The sequence below is a fragment of the Streptomyces sp. NBC_00045 genome (assembly GCF_045041095.1).
In the GTDB taxonomy this organism is placed as follows: domain Bacteria; phylum Actinomycetota; class Actinomycetes; order Streptomycetales; family Streptomycetaceae; genus Streptomyces.
The window spans coordinates 258,965-274,745 of record NZ_CP108271.1; the positions used below are offsets into that span (position 1 = coordinate 258,965).

Below are 15,781 nucleotides of genomic sequence, written 5' to 3' on the forward strand. Positions count from 1 at the left end.
GCGATCCTTGAGATGCCGAAAGTGCGTTATTGACGCCGGTCGCCCACCACCGCACTGTAAGTATGCATCAGGAACCTAGATGCATACCGGGTACCGATCGGAGATCTCCATGAACCACGACGCCTACGCGACCCTGCGGGTGAGTCGCGAGGACGGCATCGCCCGCGTCACCCTCGACAACCCACCCGTCAACGTCCTGAACGTCGCCCTGATGGCCGACCTCCGGCACCTGCTGACCGCGCTGAGGGACGACGGATCGGTCCGGGTGATCGTGTTCGACAGCGCCAACCCGGAGTTCTTCATAGCCCACGTCGACATGTCGCTCGTCGACACGCCGGACGCCTTCGACCACCTCGCGGCAGACCTTCCCGACGGCGTCAACGTCTTCCAGGCTCTGGGGGAGTTGCTCCGGCACCAGCCCCAGGTGACCATCGTCAAGCTCGCCGGGATGGCGCGCGGCGGAGGGGCGGAGTTCGTCACGGCCGCGGACATGGCGTTCGCGGCGATCGGTCGCGCCGGGATCGGCCAAATCGAGGCTCTCATGGGCATCGTCCCCGGTGGAGGAGGCACGCAGTACCTCGCCAGCCGGGTCGGCCGCAGTCGCGCCCTGGAGGTGGTGCTGAGTGCCGACCTGTACGACGCCGAAACCGCAGAGCGCTACGGCTGGGTCAACCGGGCCGTCCCTGCAGACGAGCTCGACGACGTCGTCGACCGCCTCGCCCGTAACATCGCCGCCCTGCCCGAAGGTGTGATCGCGGCGGCCAAACGCGCCATCGTCCCCGATGACCTGGCCGAAGGTCTCCTGCGGGAGCACGACGCCTGGTCGGCCCAGATCATTCGCCCCGCGGCCGAGCAGGTCATCCGCGGCGGACTGGCCTACGGTGCCCAGACCCCCGACGGCGAGCGCGATCTGGAAGGACTGCTCCGGGGACTGGCGGGATAGGACCCAAACGAGGGCGCCGCGTACCCACCCGGTGTCCTGTCGATCGCGACCGCGTGCGGCTCGCTAGCCTCAGCGTCGAGCAGGCCCGCTCCCCCAAGGACACCGCCCCGAAAGCCTCCATCACCAGCCGACACCGCGTCGAGGCTCGCAGCCAGTGCGGCGACGACGACGTCCTGTCCGTTCCGCAACCGGCCGAAGAGCGTCGCACGACTCAGCGGGACGGGACGGTCAGCGAGAGGCGGCACGGGGCAGCGCTTCGCCCGCGTCGTCCGCAGGCCGGTCGACGTCCTTGCACAGGAACGGAGCGGCTGGCCGGGCCGTCCCCTTGAGACGGAAGGTCGCGCTGTGGGCCGGCCGGGGCGATCCTTCGGGTGGCGGCGTGAAGCGGAGGTCGTCCGTGACGACGACCACTGCACGGGCTGTACGTAGATCACCGGCTCACGCGCCGTCAGTGGCAAAGGCCCGCCCACCCCGCCCTGTCGATGCGCAGCCGCGGCTGGTGCCGGGCGGACCGTGACCGTTTCGGCCATAGACTGGACGGCAACACGGGACCACCGTCCCGAGCCGGAAGGAGCCCCTGATGGCACGTGCCGGCCGCGATGTCGAGGGCTTGCGGGGGCAGCCCTCCTCTTGGGCGGTGTCGCCTGATGGAGGGCGCCCCGAAGGTCGCGCCTGTTCCCACCTGGCGGCGCTGCCCGACTCGCCGGAGATGCCGGACGAGGTGTGCGGGTCATGCCATGCCCTCGGATCGTCCTGGGTTCGACTGCAGTGGTGCTCCACGTGCGGGCACGTCGGATGCTGCGACAGCTCCCGAGGTCGGCACGCCTACGCCCACCACGTTCGGACCGGACACCCCGTGGTCCTGTCGCTGGCCCCTGATGAGTCGTGGGCTTGGTGCTTCGTCGACGAGGTCTTCCTCGTCCGGGTGCCGTAGGGCACGGGCAGGTCTCCGGCCCCACAGGACGGTCCGCTGCATCCGCCACCGCGGGAATCACGGAAGGGCAGAGGGAGGTGCCTGCGATGAGTGATACCCCGCGCCCGCACGGACCGGTACCGACGGAATCCGTCTGGGACTATCCGCGACCGCCGCGTGTGGAGCCTGATGCCCGACGCGTGGTGGTCCGGCACCGGGGAGTGACGCTCGCCGACTCCTGGGCGTGCCAACGCGTCCTGGAGACGAGCCATCCTCCTGTCTTCTACGTGCCGCGCAACGACGTGCGCTTCGACTTGTTGTCACGGGCGCAGGGGGCGACCGTCTGCGAGTGGAAGGGCACGGCCTCCTACTGGACGCTGGTCATGGACGGGCACACCGTGCGCAACGTGGCTTGGAGCTACGAGGATCCCTCGCGGGAGTATCGGAGCATTGCCCACCACTTCGCCTTCTACCCGGGTCGAGTCGACCTCTGCCTGGTCGACGGGGAGCGCGTACGGGCTCAGCCCGGTGATTTCTACGGTGGCTGGATCACCGGCGAAATCCTGGGGCCCTTCAAAGGCGGTCCGGGCTCCAGCGGCTGGTGAGGATGGGCGGCCGCGAGACCGGTCGCCTGGACATGACGCTCAGGTCACGCTGGTGCGGCGAGGGAGGCGGGCTCGACGTGCGTCAGACGTCAGACCCCGCACGCCGGGCTTCCTCGCCGCCACCACGACCGGCGCGTCCGGCGCGTCCGGCCGGTTCTCGTCAGCGATCCTGCGGTACGGATACGGTCCGCAGCCCGGTACCCGTGCCGGTTCGGGACAGGGCGCTGGGCCACCAGGCCCGGGGGCCGATGTCGATGACCAGGGCCGGCACGAGCAGGGACCGTACGACGAGGGTGTCCAGCAGGACGCCGAAGGCGACGATGAAGGCGATCTGGACGAGGAAGGCCAGCGGGATCACCATCAGCGCGGCGAAGGTCGCCGCGAGCACCACGCCCGCGGAGGTGATCACGCCTCCCGTGGTGACCAGACCGCGCAGCACACCCTCCCTGGTGCCGTGGGAGAGGGATTCCTCGCGTACGCGTGACATGAGGAAGATGTTGTAGTCGACGCCCAAGGCGACCAGGAACACGAACCCGTACAGGGGCACGGAGGCGTCCGTGCCGCTGAAGCCCAGCAGGTGTTCGAAGACCAACGCGGACACCCCCAAGGTCGCCAGGAAGTTGAGGGCGACCGTCGCCACCAGCAGGACCGGCACGAGCACGGAACGCAGCAGCGCCACCAGGATCAGCAGGATGATGCCGAGGACGATCGGCACGATCACGGTGCGGTCGCGGGCCGCGGTCTGCTGGGTGTCGAACTGCTGCGCCGTGTACCCGCCGACGAGCGCATCGGCGCCCGGGACCGCGTGCACCCGTTCCCGCAGCCGCTGGACCGTCCCCTTCGCGGCGTCGCTGTCGGCCGCCGCATCGAGCGTGGCGTCCAGGCGTGTCCTTCCCTCGACGACGAGCGGCTCTCCGGCACCCGGCCGACCATCCGACGTGGCGGCGGTGACCGAGGCGACCCCGTCCGTTCCCTCGGCTGCCGCCCGCACCTCCGCCGCCCGGCCGGCATCGGTGATGATGACGGCCGGGTTTCCGGAGCCGCCGGGGAAGTGCCGGGCCAGGGTCTGCTGCGCGCCGACCGAAGGGGCGTCGTTGACGAAGATCTCGTCGAGCGGAACGCCCTTGGACGACAGGCCGGGCGAGAATGCGGCCAGGATCAGGAGCATCAGGGCTGAGGAAGCCCATACGCGCCGCGGTGACCGGTCGATCAGGCCGGCGATGCGGCGCCACACCGCGTGGCCGTCGTCGGTGGCGTCGGCGGGTTTGGGGGTGGCGGGCCAGTAGGCCGCCCGGCCGAGCAGGACCAGTGCGGCCGGCAGGAAGGTCAGGGCGGTCAGTGCCGCGCAGGCGATGCCGATCGCGCCGACCGGACCGAGGGCCCGGTTGTTGGTGAGGTCGCTGGCGAGCAGCGCGATGAGGCCGAGGGCCACGGTGGCCGCGCTGGCGGTGACGGCGCCCGCCGACCGGCGTACGGCGGCCAGCGCGGCTCCCGCTCGGTCGCCCCGGGCGGCGAGTTCCTCGCGGAAGCGGGCCGCGAGGAGCAGGGCGTAGTCGGTCGCGGCGCCGATCACCAGGATCGACAGAATTCCCTGGACCTGGCCGTCCACGCGGACCGCGCCCCGGTCGGCCAGCGCGTAGACCACCGCGCAGGCGAGGCCGAGGGCGAGGACGGCACTGAAGATGATCACCAGGGGCAGCAGGACGCTGCGGTAGACGAGCAGCAGGATCAGCAGGACCGCCCCGAGCGCGACCCCGAGCAGCAGGCCGTCGATGCCGCCGAACGCGTCAAGGAGGTCCGCCTGGGCTGCGGCGGGGCCGGCGATCTGCAGCGTGGTGCCCGGCACCTGCCCTGCCGCCTGCCGTACCTCGTCGAGTACGGCAGGGAGTTCCTTTCCGAGATCGGGTGCGAGGGGTACCACGGCCTGGACGGCCTGGCCGTCGTCGGAGAGGAGCGCCGGGGAGGGCGTCGCGGCGATCCCGGGCCGGCCGGCGAGAGCCCCTACCGACCGCGTGGCGGCCTCCTGCTGCGCACCGGTCACCCTTTCCCCGTCGGCCGTCCACACGAGGACGGCCGGGACGGAGGCCGAGGTCTCGAACGGCTTCCGGGCATCGACCACCCTCGTCGACTCGGCGCTGCGCGGCAGGAAGGCGGCCTGGTCGTTCGTGGCTACCTCGCCCAGCCGGCCGGCGTAAGGGCCGAGGGTCGCGCCCACTCCGAGCCAGACGAACAGAAGCAGGAGCGGCACGGCCCAAAAGGCCCAGCGCGGCGTCTTCCTCACTGCGGATCCCCATTTAGGTCAATGGTAAAGAATGTCAACGATCAAGATATCTTATGCTGAAGCCATGCGTGAGACGACCGAAGGCTGCACACCCGTACTTCCGGCAGACGACCCCATCGGGTTGCAGTCCTTCGCCGTTTTGCTGCGCCGCATGAACGCGGAGTTCAACCGCATTGCGCAGGAGTTCGCCGAGTCACAGGGACTCCACCTCACCGATGTACATGCACTGATCGCCGTACTGGACGCGGACAGCGACGACGACGCGGGGCCGATGACGCCCGGCAGGCTGCGAAAGCAGATGAACCTCACCTCCGGCGCGATGACCGCATGCCTGGACCGGCTGGAGAAGAGCGGACACATCCGCCGGGTCCGTGCGGCAGACGACCGGCGCGTGGTCCATCTGCACTACGAAGAGCGGGCCCGGCTGGTGGCACGGGAGTACTTCCGCCCGCTGGCCCACGGCACGGACGCCGCCCGCGCCGGTTTCAGTGACGGCGAACTGGCAGTGGTCGTCCGCTTCCTCAACGAGATGAATCACCAGCTGGCCCTCGTCAGACGATGAGGGCCCGATCATCCCGACCGGCGCCCAACCGGGAAGGTGCGGTCGAGGCGATGACGCCTGCCGGGGAAGAAGAATCCGTGACGTCGTCGAGCGGGTGACGCCGAGCGTCCTGGCTGCCCGGGCAGCCCGACGCGAAAGCACCGAGGAGATACTGGCCGAGGCCGAGCGGGTGCCGATGACAATGCCCCGCTGGTCGCCTCCCGCCATCTGAGCGGGGCCCTTCGCCTCCGCACGGTGAAATGCGCCGGCCGACCCGACCGGTGTGCAGCGTTGCCGCGAGCCGGAGACACCCGCCGGGGCCCGTACGGACGCCCCGACAGCAGATGACCGCGTCAGCGAGTCACGGCCGGGGCCCCGCGGCGCGGCGGAGCCGGTTCGCGACCGCCGGTCCAAGCCCCTCCCCCGCCGACAGGGAGGCGACCGGGAGCCCGGCGCAGGAGGCATGCAGAAGGACGCCCACCCGGTGCCCAGTTCCTGCGCGCGCTCCGCTTCGCCGACGATCCTCTCGGGTGCTACGAGGACCACGCGCGCACGCGACACGTAATGGGACCGACGCTGACCCGGCACCCGGACGTGGCTGCTCGATCGCGGGAACGGCACAGCTCCGGGGCTTCACGCAGCACCCCATCGGGCCGCAGGACGGTCGGGGCCTCGCCGGTGACGTCGACGATGGTGGACTCGGCACCGACCTCGCAGGGGTCGCCGTCCGGCACACGGTCGACAGCGTCACCGAGCTCCGCACTCACGTTGTTCGCGGTGGGGGGACTGACTCCATTCACCACGAGTGTGGTCATCCTGGCCGCTGTGCTGGCTGCTGCTGGCGCGGGCAAACTCGCCCGCCTGGAGGGCGCCACGTACCCCGCCGCGCTCAAGCAGGCCGCGATCGCGTTCACTGCGACGGTCACCCCTGCGGCCGCGCTGTCTGCCGCGCTCGCCGGGGTCCGTTCCTGATCGCGAGCTGCGACCGGCTGACCCTACTGCGCTTCCTCGACGGCCCTATCGGCCTACCGGTTCCCGACAGCCGCCTGACTGGCTGGCCGTCGGCAGAGCTGCTTCGGCGCCGCGCAGGTCCCGAAGACTTGGGCAGACGGCATGACGGTGGCCGGATGATCCACGACCCTTCCCAGTTCCCCGCCTGCGGCGGCCTCCGAACGGTCGGATCGGAACGCCACCCGTACGTGCCGGCCAGCGTCGGCAACAGGGCCACTGCTGTCGCCTTGGCTCCCGGTCCAGCCTCATGGGCCAAATCAGACCAGCACGCCGCGTTCGCACAGCCGAGACCCCCATCCCCTACGATTGAACTCACCGTTCCCCGGCCAAATTCCGTGAAGAGGACATCGGCCCATCCCACATGGAGAGACGCCAGTCAGACAGCGCCGGCTCCATCCCCTGCACCGCTGTCCCCTGCCGCATCACCTGTCACGTCGTCTGGATCTCGGGTGAGGCCGTGACCCCGGCGATGGAGGAGCACCAGTTCGACCGCGCTGAGGACGATGACCACAGCGAGCCCGGTGACTGCTAGGGGGTCCTTGAGGTTCTCAGGGGTGGCGATGACGCCACCGACGAACCGGTCGCCGACCACCGCCGCCCCCGCGACGAACGGGGCGGCCAGCGATGGCAAGGCCGGGTGCGCGTTGGCGGCGTTGAAAACGGTACCGCTGACGCTGAAGGGAACGAGCAGCAGGAACGCCCCGGCGGGCAGCAACACGATGCCGAAACTCACGACCCGGACGAAGCCGTTCTCGTACGCCTCAACGGCCTGCATGACCCAGACGAGGAATCCGGTGCTGGCGAGGACGAACAGCATCACCGCGAGAGGCCCAGGGACCTTGCAGCCGTCGGTCCGTACGACAACGAGGCGCCGGAGGCGGGCCCTTCGGGCGCCGAGGCGCCCGACTGCCACGTAGACCGCGCCCAGTAGCAGCAGGACGACGGTGGCGACAGCGCCCATGACGAGGTACTTGCGGATGATGCCGTCCGTTAAGGAAGAGAGACCGTCGGCGGCAAAGCCGTATCGGTAGGCGAGGGCAAGCACCACCCCGGCGATGGCGAGGGAACGGGCCAGGGCGAACGTGGAGAAGGAAGTGCGGAGAAAGAGCAGGATGAGACCGGTCCCGGCCAGGACCCAGGTTCCCACCATCTGCACCAGCCAGACCACTGTGGTCCCCAGGAAATCGAGCATGCGTCTCTTCACCCTCCGGACGGGCCCTGAAGGCTTCCGAGGACCTCCTGAGCCGGCGGACGCTTCCAGCAGCTCCGCCTGGATCGACTTCTATCACCGTGCCCGCCTCTCCGCGGACGCCGCCGGAATCTTCCACGACCTGACGAACCCCTCCTCGCTGCCAACCGGCAACGCCCAGCGCGAGACCGCCTGGAGCGCGTCGTGCCGGGGCAGCTCCTGCGACAGGCATGAGCGTGTCCGGGGTGACTACCGAGGCGCCGTCGGCGGGTACCTGGCGGACGGGTAGACCTGATAGCCGGGGCTGTGGGCAACCTGCGGGGCGGCCTCCGCCAGATCCAGTACTGCAGCCACGTCATCGACGGATGCCTCATCCCTCACCGGAAGAAGTCTCACGCTGACGACAGCACGGCTACGGACGCAGTAGCCTCGGCGACCGTGAACCAACGCCGCCGGAAGAAGCTTTCCCGTCACCTGTCTACAGCGATCATGCAGAGCAATGCCCTGCGGGTGCGTGCGGCGCTGCGCACCGGTGCCGACCCGCAAGGGGCTGACGCCGACGGCACCACCCCGCCGTACGAGGCGGCCGTATCCGGCAGGGCGGAGATCGTCCGTCTGCTGCTGGAGGCCGGCGCACCCCCGGACGGTGAAAGCCGGGGCGTGGTCAGGCGGACACGCCTCGGGCGGCTTCTGCCATCCGGATGAGGGGAGTGATGTCCTTGTCGAAGGTGAACTCGCGCACGAGAGTGGTCCAACCGCCGTCCTCCCACCGCCAGACGAAGTTGTAGAGCACCGGTACCCCCTCATTGATTCGGTGCATGACGATCGTTCCCTGGCCGCCGTACACCGTGGTTGCCAGGAACCGGACGTCGTCGACCCTCTCACCGATCCTCTGCCCCTGCTCCCGCAGGGCGCGAAAGCGCGCCATGAACTGGCCCTTGGTCAAGATCACCACCTGGCCGGCCTCGTCGCACCGGATGTTCTCGAAGTCCGGGTCGTACAGAGCATCCAGGGCTTCCACATCCATCGCCAGCCCAGCGTTCAGGTACTCCCGCATACGTTCCACGAGTGACTGATCCACGACCAACTCTCCCTTGATTCCGGTGCCCTACACAGGCGTCGAGGGCGGGCAAGCACACTTACTGGGCGCTGCCGACCACGTCTTCACCTCAAGGTCGCAACACCTGCCGACAGACCACCGACAGATGGCCGTCACCCGCCGACGGCCGTCCGACAACGCTGTGTCCGGCCACGGAAAGTAACTTCGTAACCGGCCGTACCGGGGGAAATCACCTACCGTTACTGCCGACCGGACGCCTCGGTGGGTGTCGCGGTCGACTCAACCATCGTCTGGAACGACGCGGCCCTCGCCGCGGCTTCCCGCACCGTGATCCTGGAGGCCGTCGGCAATCTCGCCAGGCAGTACGACTGCGAGGCATGAGGCCGGCGGCAGCGGGGGCAGTCGTCGTCCACCGGCCCCGCTGCACGCAGGCACTGCGGGAGGGCAAGGAAGCGCTGGGCCAGTTCTTCGGCGTTGCGCGGCGCAGCGAGACGTTCACTCCGCTCGCTGACAGCATGGACGGCGGCGGCCCCACCAGTAGAAGTGGAACCGCCGCCATTTCCGCTGGCAACGCTCCAGCCGGCCGGGTCAACCAGCAGCGACAGCCTGACGTTCTCGGTGTTTGGGGCCCGGCGGTGCTGAGCACTGGCCTGCGGCGGGCTCTCGCCGCGCACGGCCTTGCCGGGCGCCGGGTCCACCAGCTAGGCGCCCGACCGCGAGCTGCTGGCGGAGGAGCCCCTCGGCGCACCGTACGGGGCTGGTTCTGCTTCTGGTGCGGCGAGGGGCCTGGCGGGTTCTGTGCCGGCGGGCCGAAGCTGATGGCCCGCCGGCACGGAGGTCGAGGGAGACGGTGGCGGCTACTTCGGCATCAGGACGGTGTCGATGATGTAGACGTTGGCGTTGGAGGTGTTGACGTTGCCGCACACCACTGAGGCGGTGTCGTTGACGTTGTAGGACTGGTCCGAGCCCTGTGTGGTGACCTTGCTCTTTTGAAGGGTTTCGAAGGAGCCGTTCTCCAGCTGCTGGGGGGCGAGCTTCTGGCCGACGACGTGGTAGGTGAGGATCTTCGTCAGGGTGGCCTTGTCGGCCAGGACCTTGTCGAGATCGGCCTTCGGGATCTTGGCGAAGGCGTCGTTGGTGGGTGCGAAGACGGTGATGTCCTTGGCGCTGTTCAGGGTGTCGACGAGGCCGGCCTGCTTGACGGCGGCAACGAGGGTGGACAGGGCGGGGTTGTTGGAGGCGGCGGTGGCGACGGGGTCCTTGGCCATGCCGTCGAAGGAACCGGCGCCCTCCTTCGGGACACCCGCGCAGGCCGGCCCGAAGGGCTTGTCGCCCGTCATCGAGTCGTCCGTCGAGGTGCTGTCGCCGGACTTGTCCGTGCCGGCGGCGGGGGGTGCGGCCTTGGTGTCGCTTCCGGCATCGGAGCACGCGGCGAGGGAGAAGGGCATCAGGACGGCTGCTGTGACGGCGATCGCGGTGCGGCGGGCGTTCATGCTGTTCATGATCAATTGCTCCTTGAGTGTCTGACAGTGCTTTTGAAGGGGCGGGGCGGGGGTGGTGCTGCCGGGCCTGCCTGTGGGCGGACCGGTGGTCTAGGGGACGGTGACGAAGACGCTGTGCCAGCCGCTCGCGCCGTCGGGGATGGTTCCGGTGCGCCGTTCGGTCTGTACCTGGCCGGTGGCGTCGGTGGCGCGGACGGTGATCGTGTGTCCGCCGGGGGTTGCCTGCCAGGGGTGTGACCACTGGCGCCAGGTGTCGACGGTGTCCTGGGCGGCGAGGTCGGCGTCCTGCCAGGGCCCGTCGTCGACACGTACCTCGACGCGGGTGATACCGCGGTGCTGGGCCCAGGCGACGCCCGCGATCGTGACGGTGCCGGCGACGGGGCGGGCGAAGGGTTTGGGGGTGTCGATCCGGGACTGGGTCTTGATCGGCGCCCGCTTCGCCCACTTGCGCTTCACCCAGTAGGGGTCGTAGGTGTCGAAGGTGGTCAGTTCGATGTCGGTGATCCATTTACAGGCGGAGACGTACCCGTACAGGCCGGGGACGAGCATGCGGACGGGGAAGCCGTGCTCGAAGGGCAAGGCCTCGCCGTTCATGCCGACGGCGAGCATCGCGTCGCGTCCGTCCATCAGGTCCTCGACCGGGGAGCCCAGGGTCATGCCGTCCACGGACCGGGCCACCAGCTGGTCGGCCTGGCCGCCTTCCGAGGGAGGCCGGACACCGGCCTCGCGCAGCAGGTCGGCCAACAGCACGCCGAGCCAGCGGGCGGTGCCCAGGTAGGGGCCCCCGACCTCGTTGGACACGCAGGTCAAGGTGATGTCGCGTTCGATCAGCGGTCGGGCCAGGAGCTGGTCGAGGGTGTAGGTGCGGGGTCGGATTACACCCTTGCCGTGGATGCGCAGCCGCCAGGATCCGGCATCGACCTTGGGAGCGGTCAGGGCTGTGTCGACGCGGTAGAAGTCGCGGTTTGGTGTGGTGAAAGGGCTGATGGCGGGCGCTTTCAAGGAGGCACCGGCCAGGACTGGCTGGGCTGGGGAAGCAGGCTTGGGCAGGACGAGGCTCTCGCGGGAGGCGACCGCGCCCTGGCCCTGCCGGCCTGAGAGGAAGCGGCCGAGTACGCCTGCCGAGGTCGCCGCGGCAGCGCTCACCCCCGCCGCGGTGAGAAAGCCCCGCCTGGTCCAACCGCTTGCGCTGCTCTTGCGACCTTCAGGTGCCGGTGCGCCGGAAGGTGCTTGGGAGGCCAGGAAATAGAGGGTGAGAGCGCCTGCGACCGCTCCGGCGATTGAGGGGAGTGCGTCACCGGCGCCGGTGGAATCGGGCCGGCTCAGGGCAGCGGCCGCGCCGACGATCCCCAACAGCAGGACTCCTGCGGCGGCGGAACGCCGGTGGCGCAGACCGAGCCCGCCCAGGCCGATGGCCATGCCCGCCAGGACGGCGAGGATCCCGAGCTGCAGGATGCTCTTGTCGTCTTCCCCGAAGGTGCGGACCGCAAAGTCCTTCACCGCCGCCGGGGTCCGGTCGATCAACGCTCCACCCACCACCGCCACCGGCCCGGCGGCCGATCGGCTCAGACCAGCAACCAGCTCGGCCACAGCGAGCGCCGTCACAGCGGCCACAAGTCCGGCCAGGGCGCCCAGCCCGGCGCGGGAGGAGGTGTTGCGGAAGTTGCTCACACCCCGGCTTCGGCAGCCCCTACTCAGCGGATTGCTCCGCCACCCGGACGAGTGACCCGCTGGACCTTCGTACGCTCAAGGGGGCCACGCAGGCGGCAGCCCGGTCATCGTCGGCCGCCGGACCGGGGGCTGCACGTCGGACCCGGTCCGCCGAAACGCGGGTGGGCCAACGGGTGTGGTGGCCGACGTCGAGGGTCAGCGCGGCGGCGAGGAAGGGCCGCGACGAACCTCGACATCACGCCCAGTGGGCGAAGGTGGACGCCAACGAAGTCACCGCCCAGTGCGGCCGCGCACAACTGTTCGCGGCCGGGGCCCACCGGCCGGTGCGTGGCTTGGACCTTGCGGCGGGCACGGCTGGCGACCATTTTGGTGGCATCGGTGGTTTTGCCCAGGATCTGGCCGATCTCGCGGAACGGGACCGCGAACACGTCGTGCAGGACGAACGCCAGGCGCTCGCTCGGGGTGAGCGAGTCGAGCACGACGAGCAGGGCGAGACCGACCGAACCGGCCAGCACCACCTGCTCGTCGGGCGCGGCGTCGGCAGCAGGCGTCACCACGAGATCAGCAGCCTCTTGCCCGTAGGCGATTTCGCGGTGGCTCGGCGGGATCTCAGGACATCCAGACTGATTCGACCGACCAATGTGGTTGGCCAACCGGACAGGTTGTCGATGGCCGCTTCGTCGGCGTCGGCGTCGGCGTCGGCGTCGGCGTGCGAGCCCAACACGCGGTACGCGACGACGCGCAGCCGATCGGTCGGTCACGGTTTTCGCTGCTGACGGAGCGACGTCCGGTCGCCGTCCGGGTCCATCGCCTCGATACGCACCCCGAACGGATGGTCCACGGGTTGGGACTCTTCGAAGATGACGCCGCGCTGGCGCAGGAGGAGCGGAGCTCGTCGGGCAGCGCCGGATGCGTCATCCACGGCGCGTGACAGGCCAGCGCCCGGGTCAGCATTTCCCGTACGTAGAACTCAGGTTCGATGGCGCACCGCTCCACGAGCTTGTCGATGGCGCCCGGGTCGGGAGCATGCCGACCGCCACCGCCGGCGACTGCGTTGGTGAAGGCGGTACGAACTCCGCGCCCAACTGCGAAGCCTGACCTGCCGGATCGTCCGCCGTCATGCCCCTCGGCCTCGACCGTCGCGTATCACGTGCGCGACCAGGGCGGTAAGGGCGGAGCTCCCCGCGAGGGTGCCCACCGCGATCATGCCCACGCCGAGCGCGAAGAGACCGCTGGCATCGTCCGACCAGTCGTAGTACGAGGCGGCGGTCAGCCCGACCGTGGTGCCGAGCACCGCGCTTGCCGGGTGGCCCCGGAACGCCCCCCAAGCGACGAAGGCCGACAGGGTCAGCATCAGCCCGATCACCTGCCATGCCTCGTACGGGCCCGTCACCGAACCGTCGGGGTGCACGTCGCGGTGCTGGTCCCAGCCCAGCCAGGCGGCCCATGCCGCGGCCGCGACGAGGAAGTGGAGCAGAACAGGGATGACATCCAGTGGCTTCCGGCTCATGGTCCAAGCATCCGGACCGGCTCCGCCTCGGGGCAGAGCGCAGGTACTCACCTTTCCGTGAGTAGCTTCGGGATGTCGTCCAGGGCGGACATCGCCCGGGCAAGCCGCTCGGCTTGGCGGTCAGGGCATCTCGTCGGGGTCACAGCTCGCCCGGCGCAGCCCGATCGTGCGCAGGACCCGCATCAGGGCATCGGAGTCTCCCGCGCGCACGACGTGGACGGCTCCCTCGACCGCAAGGCCGGACAGCGAGCGGGGCACGCGGGCGGCAGCCGTACGCAGCACCACCCCGCTCGGAGGGTCCAGGGCGCGCACCCCGTGGAACACACGCAGGAGATCCGGGTCCGCATCGAGGCTTTCGAGCCCGGCCGGCAGGGACAGGACGGTGATGTCGGGCAAAAGGATACGGGCGTGCGCGAGAGCGACCACGGGATCGTGGGCATGCGACAGGACCCGGAAGTGTGGATTGCGCTGGATGCCCGAGCGCAGCAGCTCCAGCTGCTCACCTTCCGGCACTCCGACCACCAATACCGTCATCACCTCCACCATCCTGCGTTCCGGCACGCCCAGAGGCGACCCGGAACGCGAAAACGCCCGGCCGGGAGGTCCCGGTCGGGCGTTTTCGCGCGCCTGATGCCCGCTGATGGCTCAGTACCAGTGGTGGGTCTGCCAGAAGTTCCAGGCACCGACCGGGCTGCCGTAGCGGGAGTTCATGTAGTCCAGACCCCACTTGATCTGGGTGCGGGGGTTGGTCTTCCAGTCCGCGCCGGCCGAGGCCATCTTCGAGCCCGGCAGGGCCTGGACCAGGCCGTACGCACCCGAGGAAGCGTTGGTGGCGGTGTGGTTCCAGCCGCTCTCGCGGGAAACGATGTTGTTGAAGGCCGCGAACTGCGCCGGGTCCTTGATCATCTGCTGGGCGATCGCCTTGGCGCTCGTCGGGGCCGCCTGGGCGGGGACCGTGGCGAGCATGGAGCCGGCAACACCGAGGGCGACGACAGCGCCCGCGAGCGTCTTCTTCGAGGCGGCGATGCGGCGGATGACGGGGTTCGACACGGTCTGACCTTCCGAAGGGAACCAGGACGGTCGCGGCATGCCGAGGCATACGTGAGCCACTCACGCGACGGAGAGGGGTTCGTCGGCGGCGGGGTGTGCACCCGCACCGCCCGGCGACTGACCCAGTTCTACAGACGCCCGGGCCCCCGTGACAATGCCCGGTCCTACTACCGGCCCTCGCAGACGCGGGGTTGCGATCGCCGGCAAGCCCGGTGCGGTATTGGCCGTACGTCCCTACTAGCCGGGTTCGTATGTGATCTGCACCCTATGGGACGAGTCACCCCGGAGGTGCCGGAATCTCACCGTATGTAGCGAGTCGTCACGCTCGAAGCGTCGACCGGATGCCGGGAATGCCCTGGAATCTGGCTAAATGATCCCGACTGCCGTCCCTGTGGCCCACCACGGGGACGACAGCACCGGTTCTACGGGCTGCGGGGCGGACGCCCGCCACGAGCGCTGTGCGCAGGGCGGCCGCGCGGGACTGCTTGATCCTCACACACCCAACAACTCGCGAGGCTGTCTCCATGTCCCCCCACTTACCGACCAAGATCGATCGCAGGTCCGCACATTAGGGTCGGGGCATGACGCCACCCCTCGTGAGAAGCGCCTTCGACTCGCTCCGCCTCGACGCCGTGCCCGACCAGGAGGCGCTGCGCCGGGTCTACGAACTCCCCAGCGACGCAGCCGTGCGCAAGGAGATGACCGAACTCACCGAACAGACCCGGCGGCTGATCGAATGCTCATCGCTCGTCCTCGTCGCCAGCGCGGACACCGAGGGCAATTGTGACGTCTCCCCGCGCGGCGGTCCCGCCGGGTTCGTCGCAGTCCTGGACCCACGGACGTTGGCGATACCGGACGCTACCGGCAACAAGCGTCTGGACACCCTGCAGAACGTCATCGCCACCGGACGGGCCGGGCTGCTGTTCCTCATCCCGGGGCGCACCACGACGCTCAGGGTGAACGGCCGGGCCTGCGTCTCCACCCGCCCGGAGCTGCTGTCGCAGCTGACCTCCGTGGGCAAGCCGCCGGCCAGTGCGCTGGTGCTGGGGATCGAGGAGGTCTACCCCCACTGCCCCAAGTCGCTCCTGCGCAGCGCGGCCTGGAAGCCGGAGCAGTGGCTACCGGCGGACGCACAGCCGACCTCCGCCGAGGTGACGCTGGCTCAACTGCGGATGCCGGAGCTGACGATCGCCGACATCGAGCAGGCCGAGGCGGACTCGCTGAAGTACCGGTACGAGTAACGAGACGACCGCGATTGCTGGACCGCCGGCCGTCCGAACCCCCACAGCAGCACGCTCCGAGATCACTCGCGGCGTAGCTCGTAAGGTCTCCCCCGCCGCGGACCCGGCCGGCCCCACGCCACCAGCCAGCACCCCGTACGGCCCGGCAGGCGGGCGCTGCCGCTCGCCCGCCCACCCGAGCCGGCCTCCCGCCCCGCAGGCAGCCCGCGCTCCGGCCCCGCGCGCCCGCCGCTCACGGCATCCCGCCAGGACCAGCATGCCCGG

The 15,781-nt window shown here is 69.8% G+C and carries 15 protein-coding genes and 3 pseudogenes; 8 read left to right on the forward strand and 10 right to left on the reverse strand.

Annotation, left to right across the window (positions count from 1 at the left end):
- Nucleotides 1-109: 109 nt before the first annotated feature.
- The 3 genes from OHA65_RS01390 to OHA65_RS01400 all read left to right on the forward strand — a co-directional run bounded on the left by OHA65_RS01390 (nucleotide 110) and on the right by OHA65_RS01400 (nucleotide 2,461).
- The gene (locus tag OHA65_RS01390; RefSeq protein ID WP_405760839.1) at nucleotides 110-943 is read left to right on the forward strand and encodes an enoyl-CoA hydratase/isomerase family protein; all 834 of its coding nucleotides are present in this window, start codon (nucleotides 110-112) and stop codon (nucleotides 941-943) included.
- A gap of 709 nt (nucleotides 944-1,652) precedes the next feature.
- Nucleotides 1,653-1,877 (forward strand): UBP-type zinc finger domain-containing protein, encoded by a 225-nt coding sequence (locus OHA65_RS01395; RefSeq protein WP_327285961.1) that lies wholly within the window; start codon nucleotides 1,653-1,655, stop codon nucleotides 1,875-1,877.
- Nucleotides 1,878-1,963: 86 nt separating this feature from the next.
- On the forward strand, nucleotides 1,964-2,461 hold the full coding sequence (locus tag OHA65_RS01400) for a DUF427 domain-containing protein (RefSeq protein WP_405760842.1): 498 nt from the start codon (nucleotides 1,964-1,966) through the stop codon (nucleotides 2,459-2,461).
- A gap of 160 nt (nucleotides 2,462-2,621) precedes the next feature.
- Here the strand turns inward: OHA65_RS01400 and OHA65_RS01405 are convergent, their stop codons facing one another.
- On the reverse strand, nucleotides 2,622-4,742 hold the full coding sequence (locus OHA65_RS01405; protein WP_329312291.1) for an MMPL family transporter: 2,121 nt from the start codon (nucleotides 4,740-4,742) through the stop codon (nucleotides 2,622-2,624).
- 64 nt (nucleotides 4,743-4,806) lie between these two features.
- Here OHA65_RS01405 and OHA65_RS01410 point away from each other — a divergent pair, with 64 nt between their 5' ends.
- Nucleotides 4,807-5,304: a MarR family winged helix-turn-helix transcriptional regulator gene (locus tag OHA65_RS01410; protein ID WP_405760845.1), complete on the forward strand. Its 498-nt coding sequence runs from the start codon at nucleotides 4,807-4,809 to the stop codon at nucleotides 5,302-5,304.
- A gap of 73 nt (nucleotides 5,305-5,377) precedes the next feature.
- A pseudogene (locus OHA65_RS01415) lies at nucleotides 5,378-5,464 on the forward strand (carbonic anhydrase); the annotation flags it as partial.
- Nucleotides 5,465-5,644: 180 nt separating this feature from the next.
- Here OHA65_RS01415 and OHA65_RS01420 read toward each other — a convergent pair.
- Nucleotides 5,645-6,074 (reverse strand): annotated as a pseudogene (locus OHA65_RS01420) (Sua5 family C-terminal domain-containing protein); the annotation flags it as partial.
- A 34-nt stretch (nucleotides 6,075-6,108) separates the two neighbouring features.
- Here OHA65_RS01420 and OHA65_RS01425 point away from each other — a divergent pair.
- The gene (locus tag OHA65_RS01425; protein WP_405760848.1) at nucleotides 6,109-6,255 is read left to right on the forward strand and encodes a hypothetical protein; all 147 of its coding nucleotides are present in this window, start codon (nucleotides 6,109-6,111) and stop codon (nucleotides 6,253-6,255) included.
- A gap of 415 nt (nucleotides 6,256-6,670) precedes the next feature.
- On the opposite strand, the gene OHA65_RS01430 is transcribed toward OHA65_RS01425, so the two are convergent.
- Nucleotides 6,671-7,486 carry a hypothetical protein gene (locus OHA65_RS01430; protein WP_405760851.1) on the reverse strand — a complete coding sequence of 272 codons (816 nt, stop codon included), beginning with the start codon at nucleotides 7,484-7,486 and terminating at the stop codon, nucleotides 6,671-6,673.
- Between the two features lie 435 nt (nucleotides 7,487-7,921).
- On the opposite strand from OHA65_RS01430, the gene OHA65_RS01435 reads away from it, so the two are divergent.
- Nucleotides 7,922-8,188, forward strand: coding sequence for a hypothetical protein (locus OHA65_RS01435; protein WP_327281206.1), 267 nt, complete (start codon nucleotides 7,922-7,924; stop codon nucleotides 8,186-8,188).
- Here OHA65_RS01435 and OHA65_RS01440 read toward each other — a convergent pair.
- The 7 genes and pseudogenes from OHA65_RS01440 to OHA65_RS01470 all read right to left on the reverse strand — a co-directional run bounded on the left by OHA65_RS01440 (nucleotide 8,148) and on the right by OHA65_RS01470 (nucleotide 14,315).
- Nucleotides 8,148-8,564, reverse strand: a complete 417-nt coding sequence (locus tag OHA65_RS01440; RefSeq protein ID WP_405760854.1) for a nuclear transport factor 2 family protein — start codon at nucleotides 8,562-8,564, stop codon at nucleotides 8,148-8,150. The genes OHA65_RS01435 and OHA65_RS01440 overlap by 41 nt on opposite strands.
- Nucleotides 8,565-9,400: 836 nt before the next feature.
- A complete protein-coding gene (locus tag OHA65_RS01445; protein WP_405760856.1) occupies nucleotides 9,401-10,045 on the reverse strand; it encodes a fasciclin domain-containing protein in 645 nt (214 codons plus the stop codon).
- 90 nt (nucleotides 10,046-10,135) lie between these two features.
- Nucleotides 10,136-11,716 carry a molybdopterin-dependent oxidoreductase gene (locus OHA65_RS01450; protein ID WP_405760859.1) on the reverse strand — a complete coding sequence of 527 codons (1,581 nt, stop codon included), beginning with the start codon at nucleotides 11,714-11,716 and terminating at the stop codon, nucleotides 10,136-10,138.
- 266 nt (nucleotides 11,717-11,982) lie between these two features.
- A pseudogene (locus OHA65_RS01455) lies at nucleotides 11,983-12,461 on the reverse strand (sigma factor-like helix-turn-helix DNA-binding protein); the annotation flags it as partial.
- A 372-nt stretch (nucleotides 12,462-12,833) separates the two neighbouring features.
- Nucleotides 12,834-13,226, reverse strand: coding sequence for a hypothetical protein (locus OHA65_RS01460; protein ID WP_327281212.1), 393 nt, complete (start codon nucleotides 13,224-13,226; stop codon nucleotides 12,834-12,836).
- Nucleotides 13,227-13,346: 120 nt separating this feature from the next.
- On the reverse strand, nucleotides 13,347-13,760 hold the full coding sequence (locus OHA65_RS01465) for a hypothetical protein (protein WP_405760863.1): 414 nt from the start codon (nucleotides 13,758-13,760) through the stop codon (nucleotides 13,347-13,349).
- 111 nt (nucleotides 13,761-13,871) lie between these two features.
- Entirely contained in the window at nucleotides 13,872-14,315 is a 444-nt protein-coding gene (locus tag OHA65_RS01470; protein WP_329312305.1) for a transglycosylase SLT domain-containing protein, read from the reverse strand.
- Between the two features lie 542 nt (nucleotides 14,316-14,857).
- Between OHA65_RS01470 and OHA65_RS01475 the strand changes: the two genes are divergently transcribed.
- Nucleotides 14,858-15,517 (forward strand): MSMEG_1061 family FMN-dependent PPOX-type flavoprotein, encoded by a 660-nt coding sequence (locus OHA65_RS01475; RefSeq protein ID WP_327281215.1) that lies wholly within the window; start codon nucleotides 14,858-14,860, stop codon nucleotides 15,515-15,517.
- The last annotated feature ends 264 nt before the right edge of the window (nucleotides 15,518-15,781 follow it).

Excerpts from the sequence above, each read along its gene's own strand:
- OHA65_RS01390 (WP_405760839.1), top strand. The coding sequence starts at position 110 with ATGAACCACGACGCCTACGCGACCCTGCGGGTGAGTCGCGAGGACGGC.
- OHA65_RS01395 (WP_327285961.1), top strand. The coding sequence starts at position 1,653 with ATGCCGGACGAGGTGTGCGGGTCATGCCATGCCCTCGGATCGTCCTGG.
- OHA65_RS01400 (WP_405760842.1), top strand. The coding sequence starts at position 1,964 with ATGAGTGATACCCCGCGCCCGCACGGACCGGTACCGACGGAATCCGTC.
- OHA65_RS01410 (WP_405760845.1), top strand. The coding sequence starts at position 4,807 with ATGCGTGAGACGACCGAAGGCTGCACACCCGTACTTCCGGCAGACGAC.
- OHA65_RS01430 (WP_405760851.1), bottom strand. The coding sequence starts at position 7,486 with ATGCTCGATTTCCTGGGGACCACAGTGGTCTGGCTGGTGCAGATGGTG.
- OHA65_RS01445 (WP_405760856.1), bottom strand. The coding sequence starts at position 10,045 with ATGAACAGCATGAACGCCCGCCGCACCGCGATCGCCGTCACAGCAGCC.
- OHA65_RS01460 (WP_327281212.1), bottom strand. The coding sequence starts at position 13,226 with ATGAGCCGGAAGCCACTGGATGTCATCCCTGTTCTGCTCCACTTCCTC.
- OHA65_RS01465 (WP_405760863.1), bottom strand. The coding sequence starts at position 13,760 with ATGACGGTATTGGTGGTCGGAGTGCCGGAAGGTGAGCAGCTGGAGCTG.
- OHA65_RS01470 (WP_329312305.1), bottom strand. The coding sequence starts at position 14,315 with ATGCCGCGACCGTCCTGGTTCCCTTCGGAAGGTCAGACCGTGTCGAAC.
- OHA65_RS01475 (WP_327281215.1), top strand. The coding sequence starts at position 14,858 with ATGACGCCACCCCTCGTGAGAAGCGCCTTCGACTCGCTCCGCCTCGAC.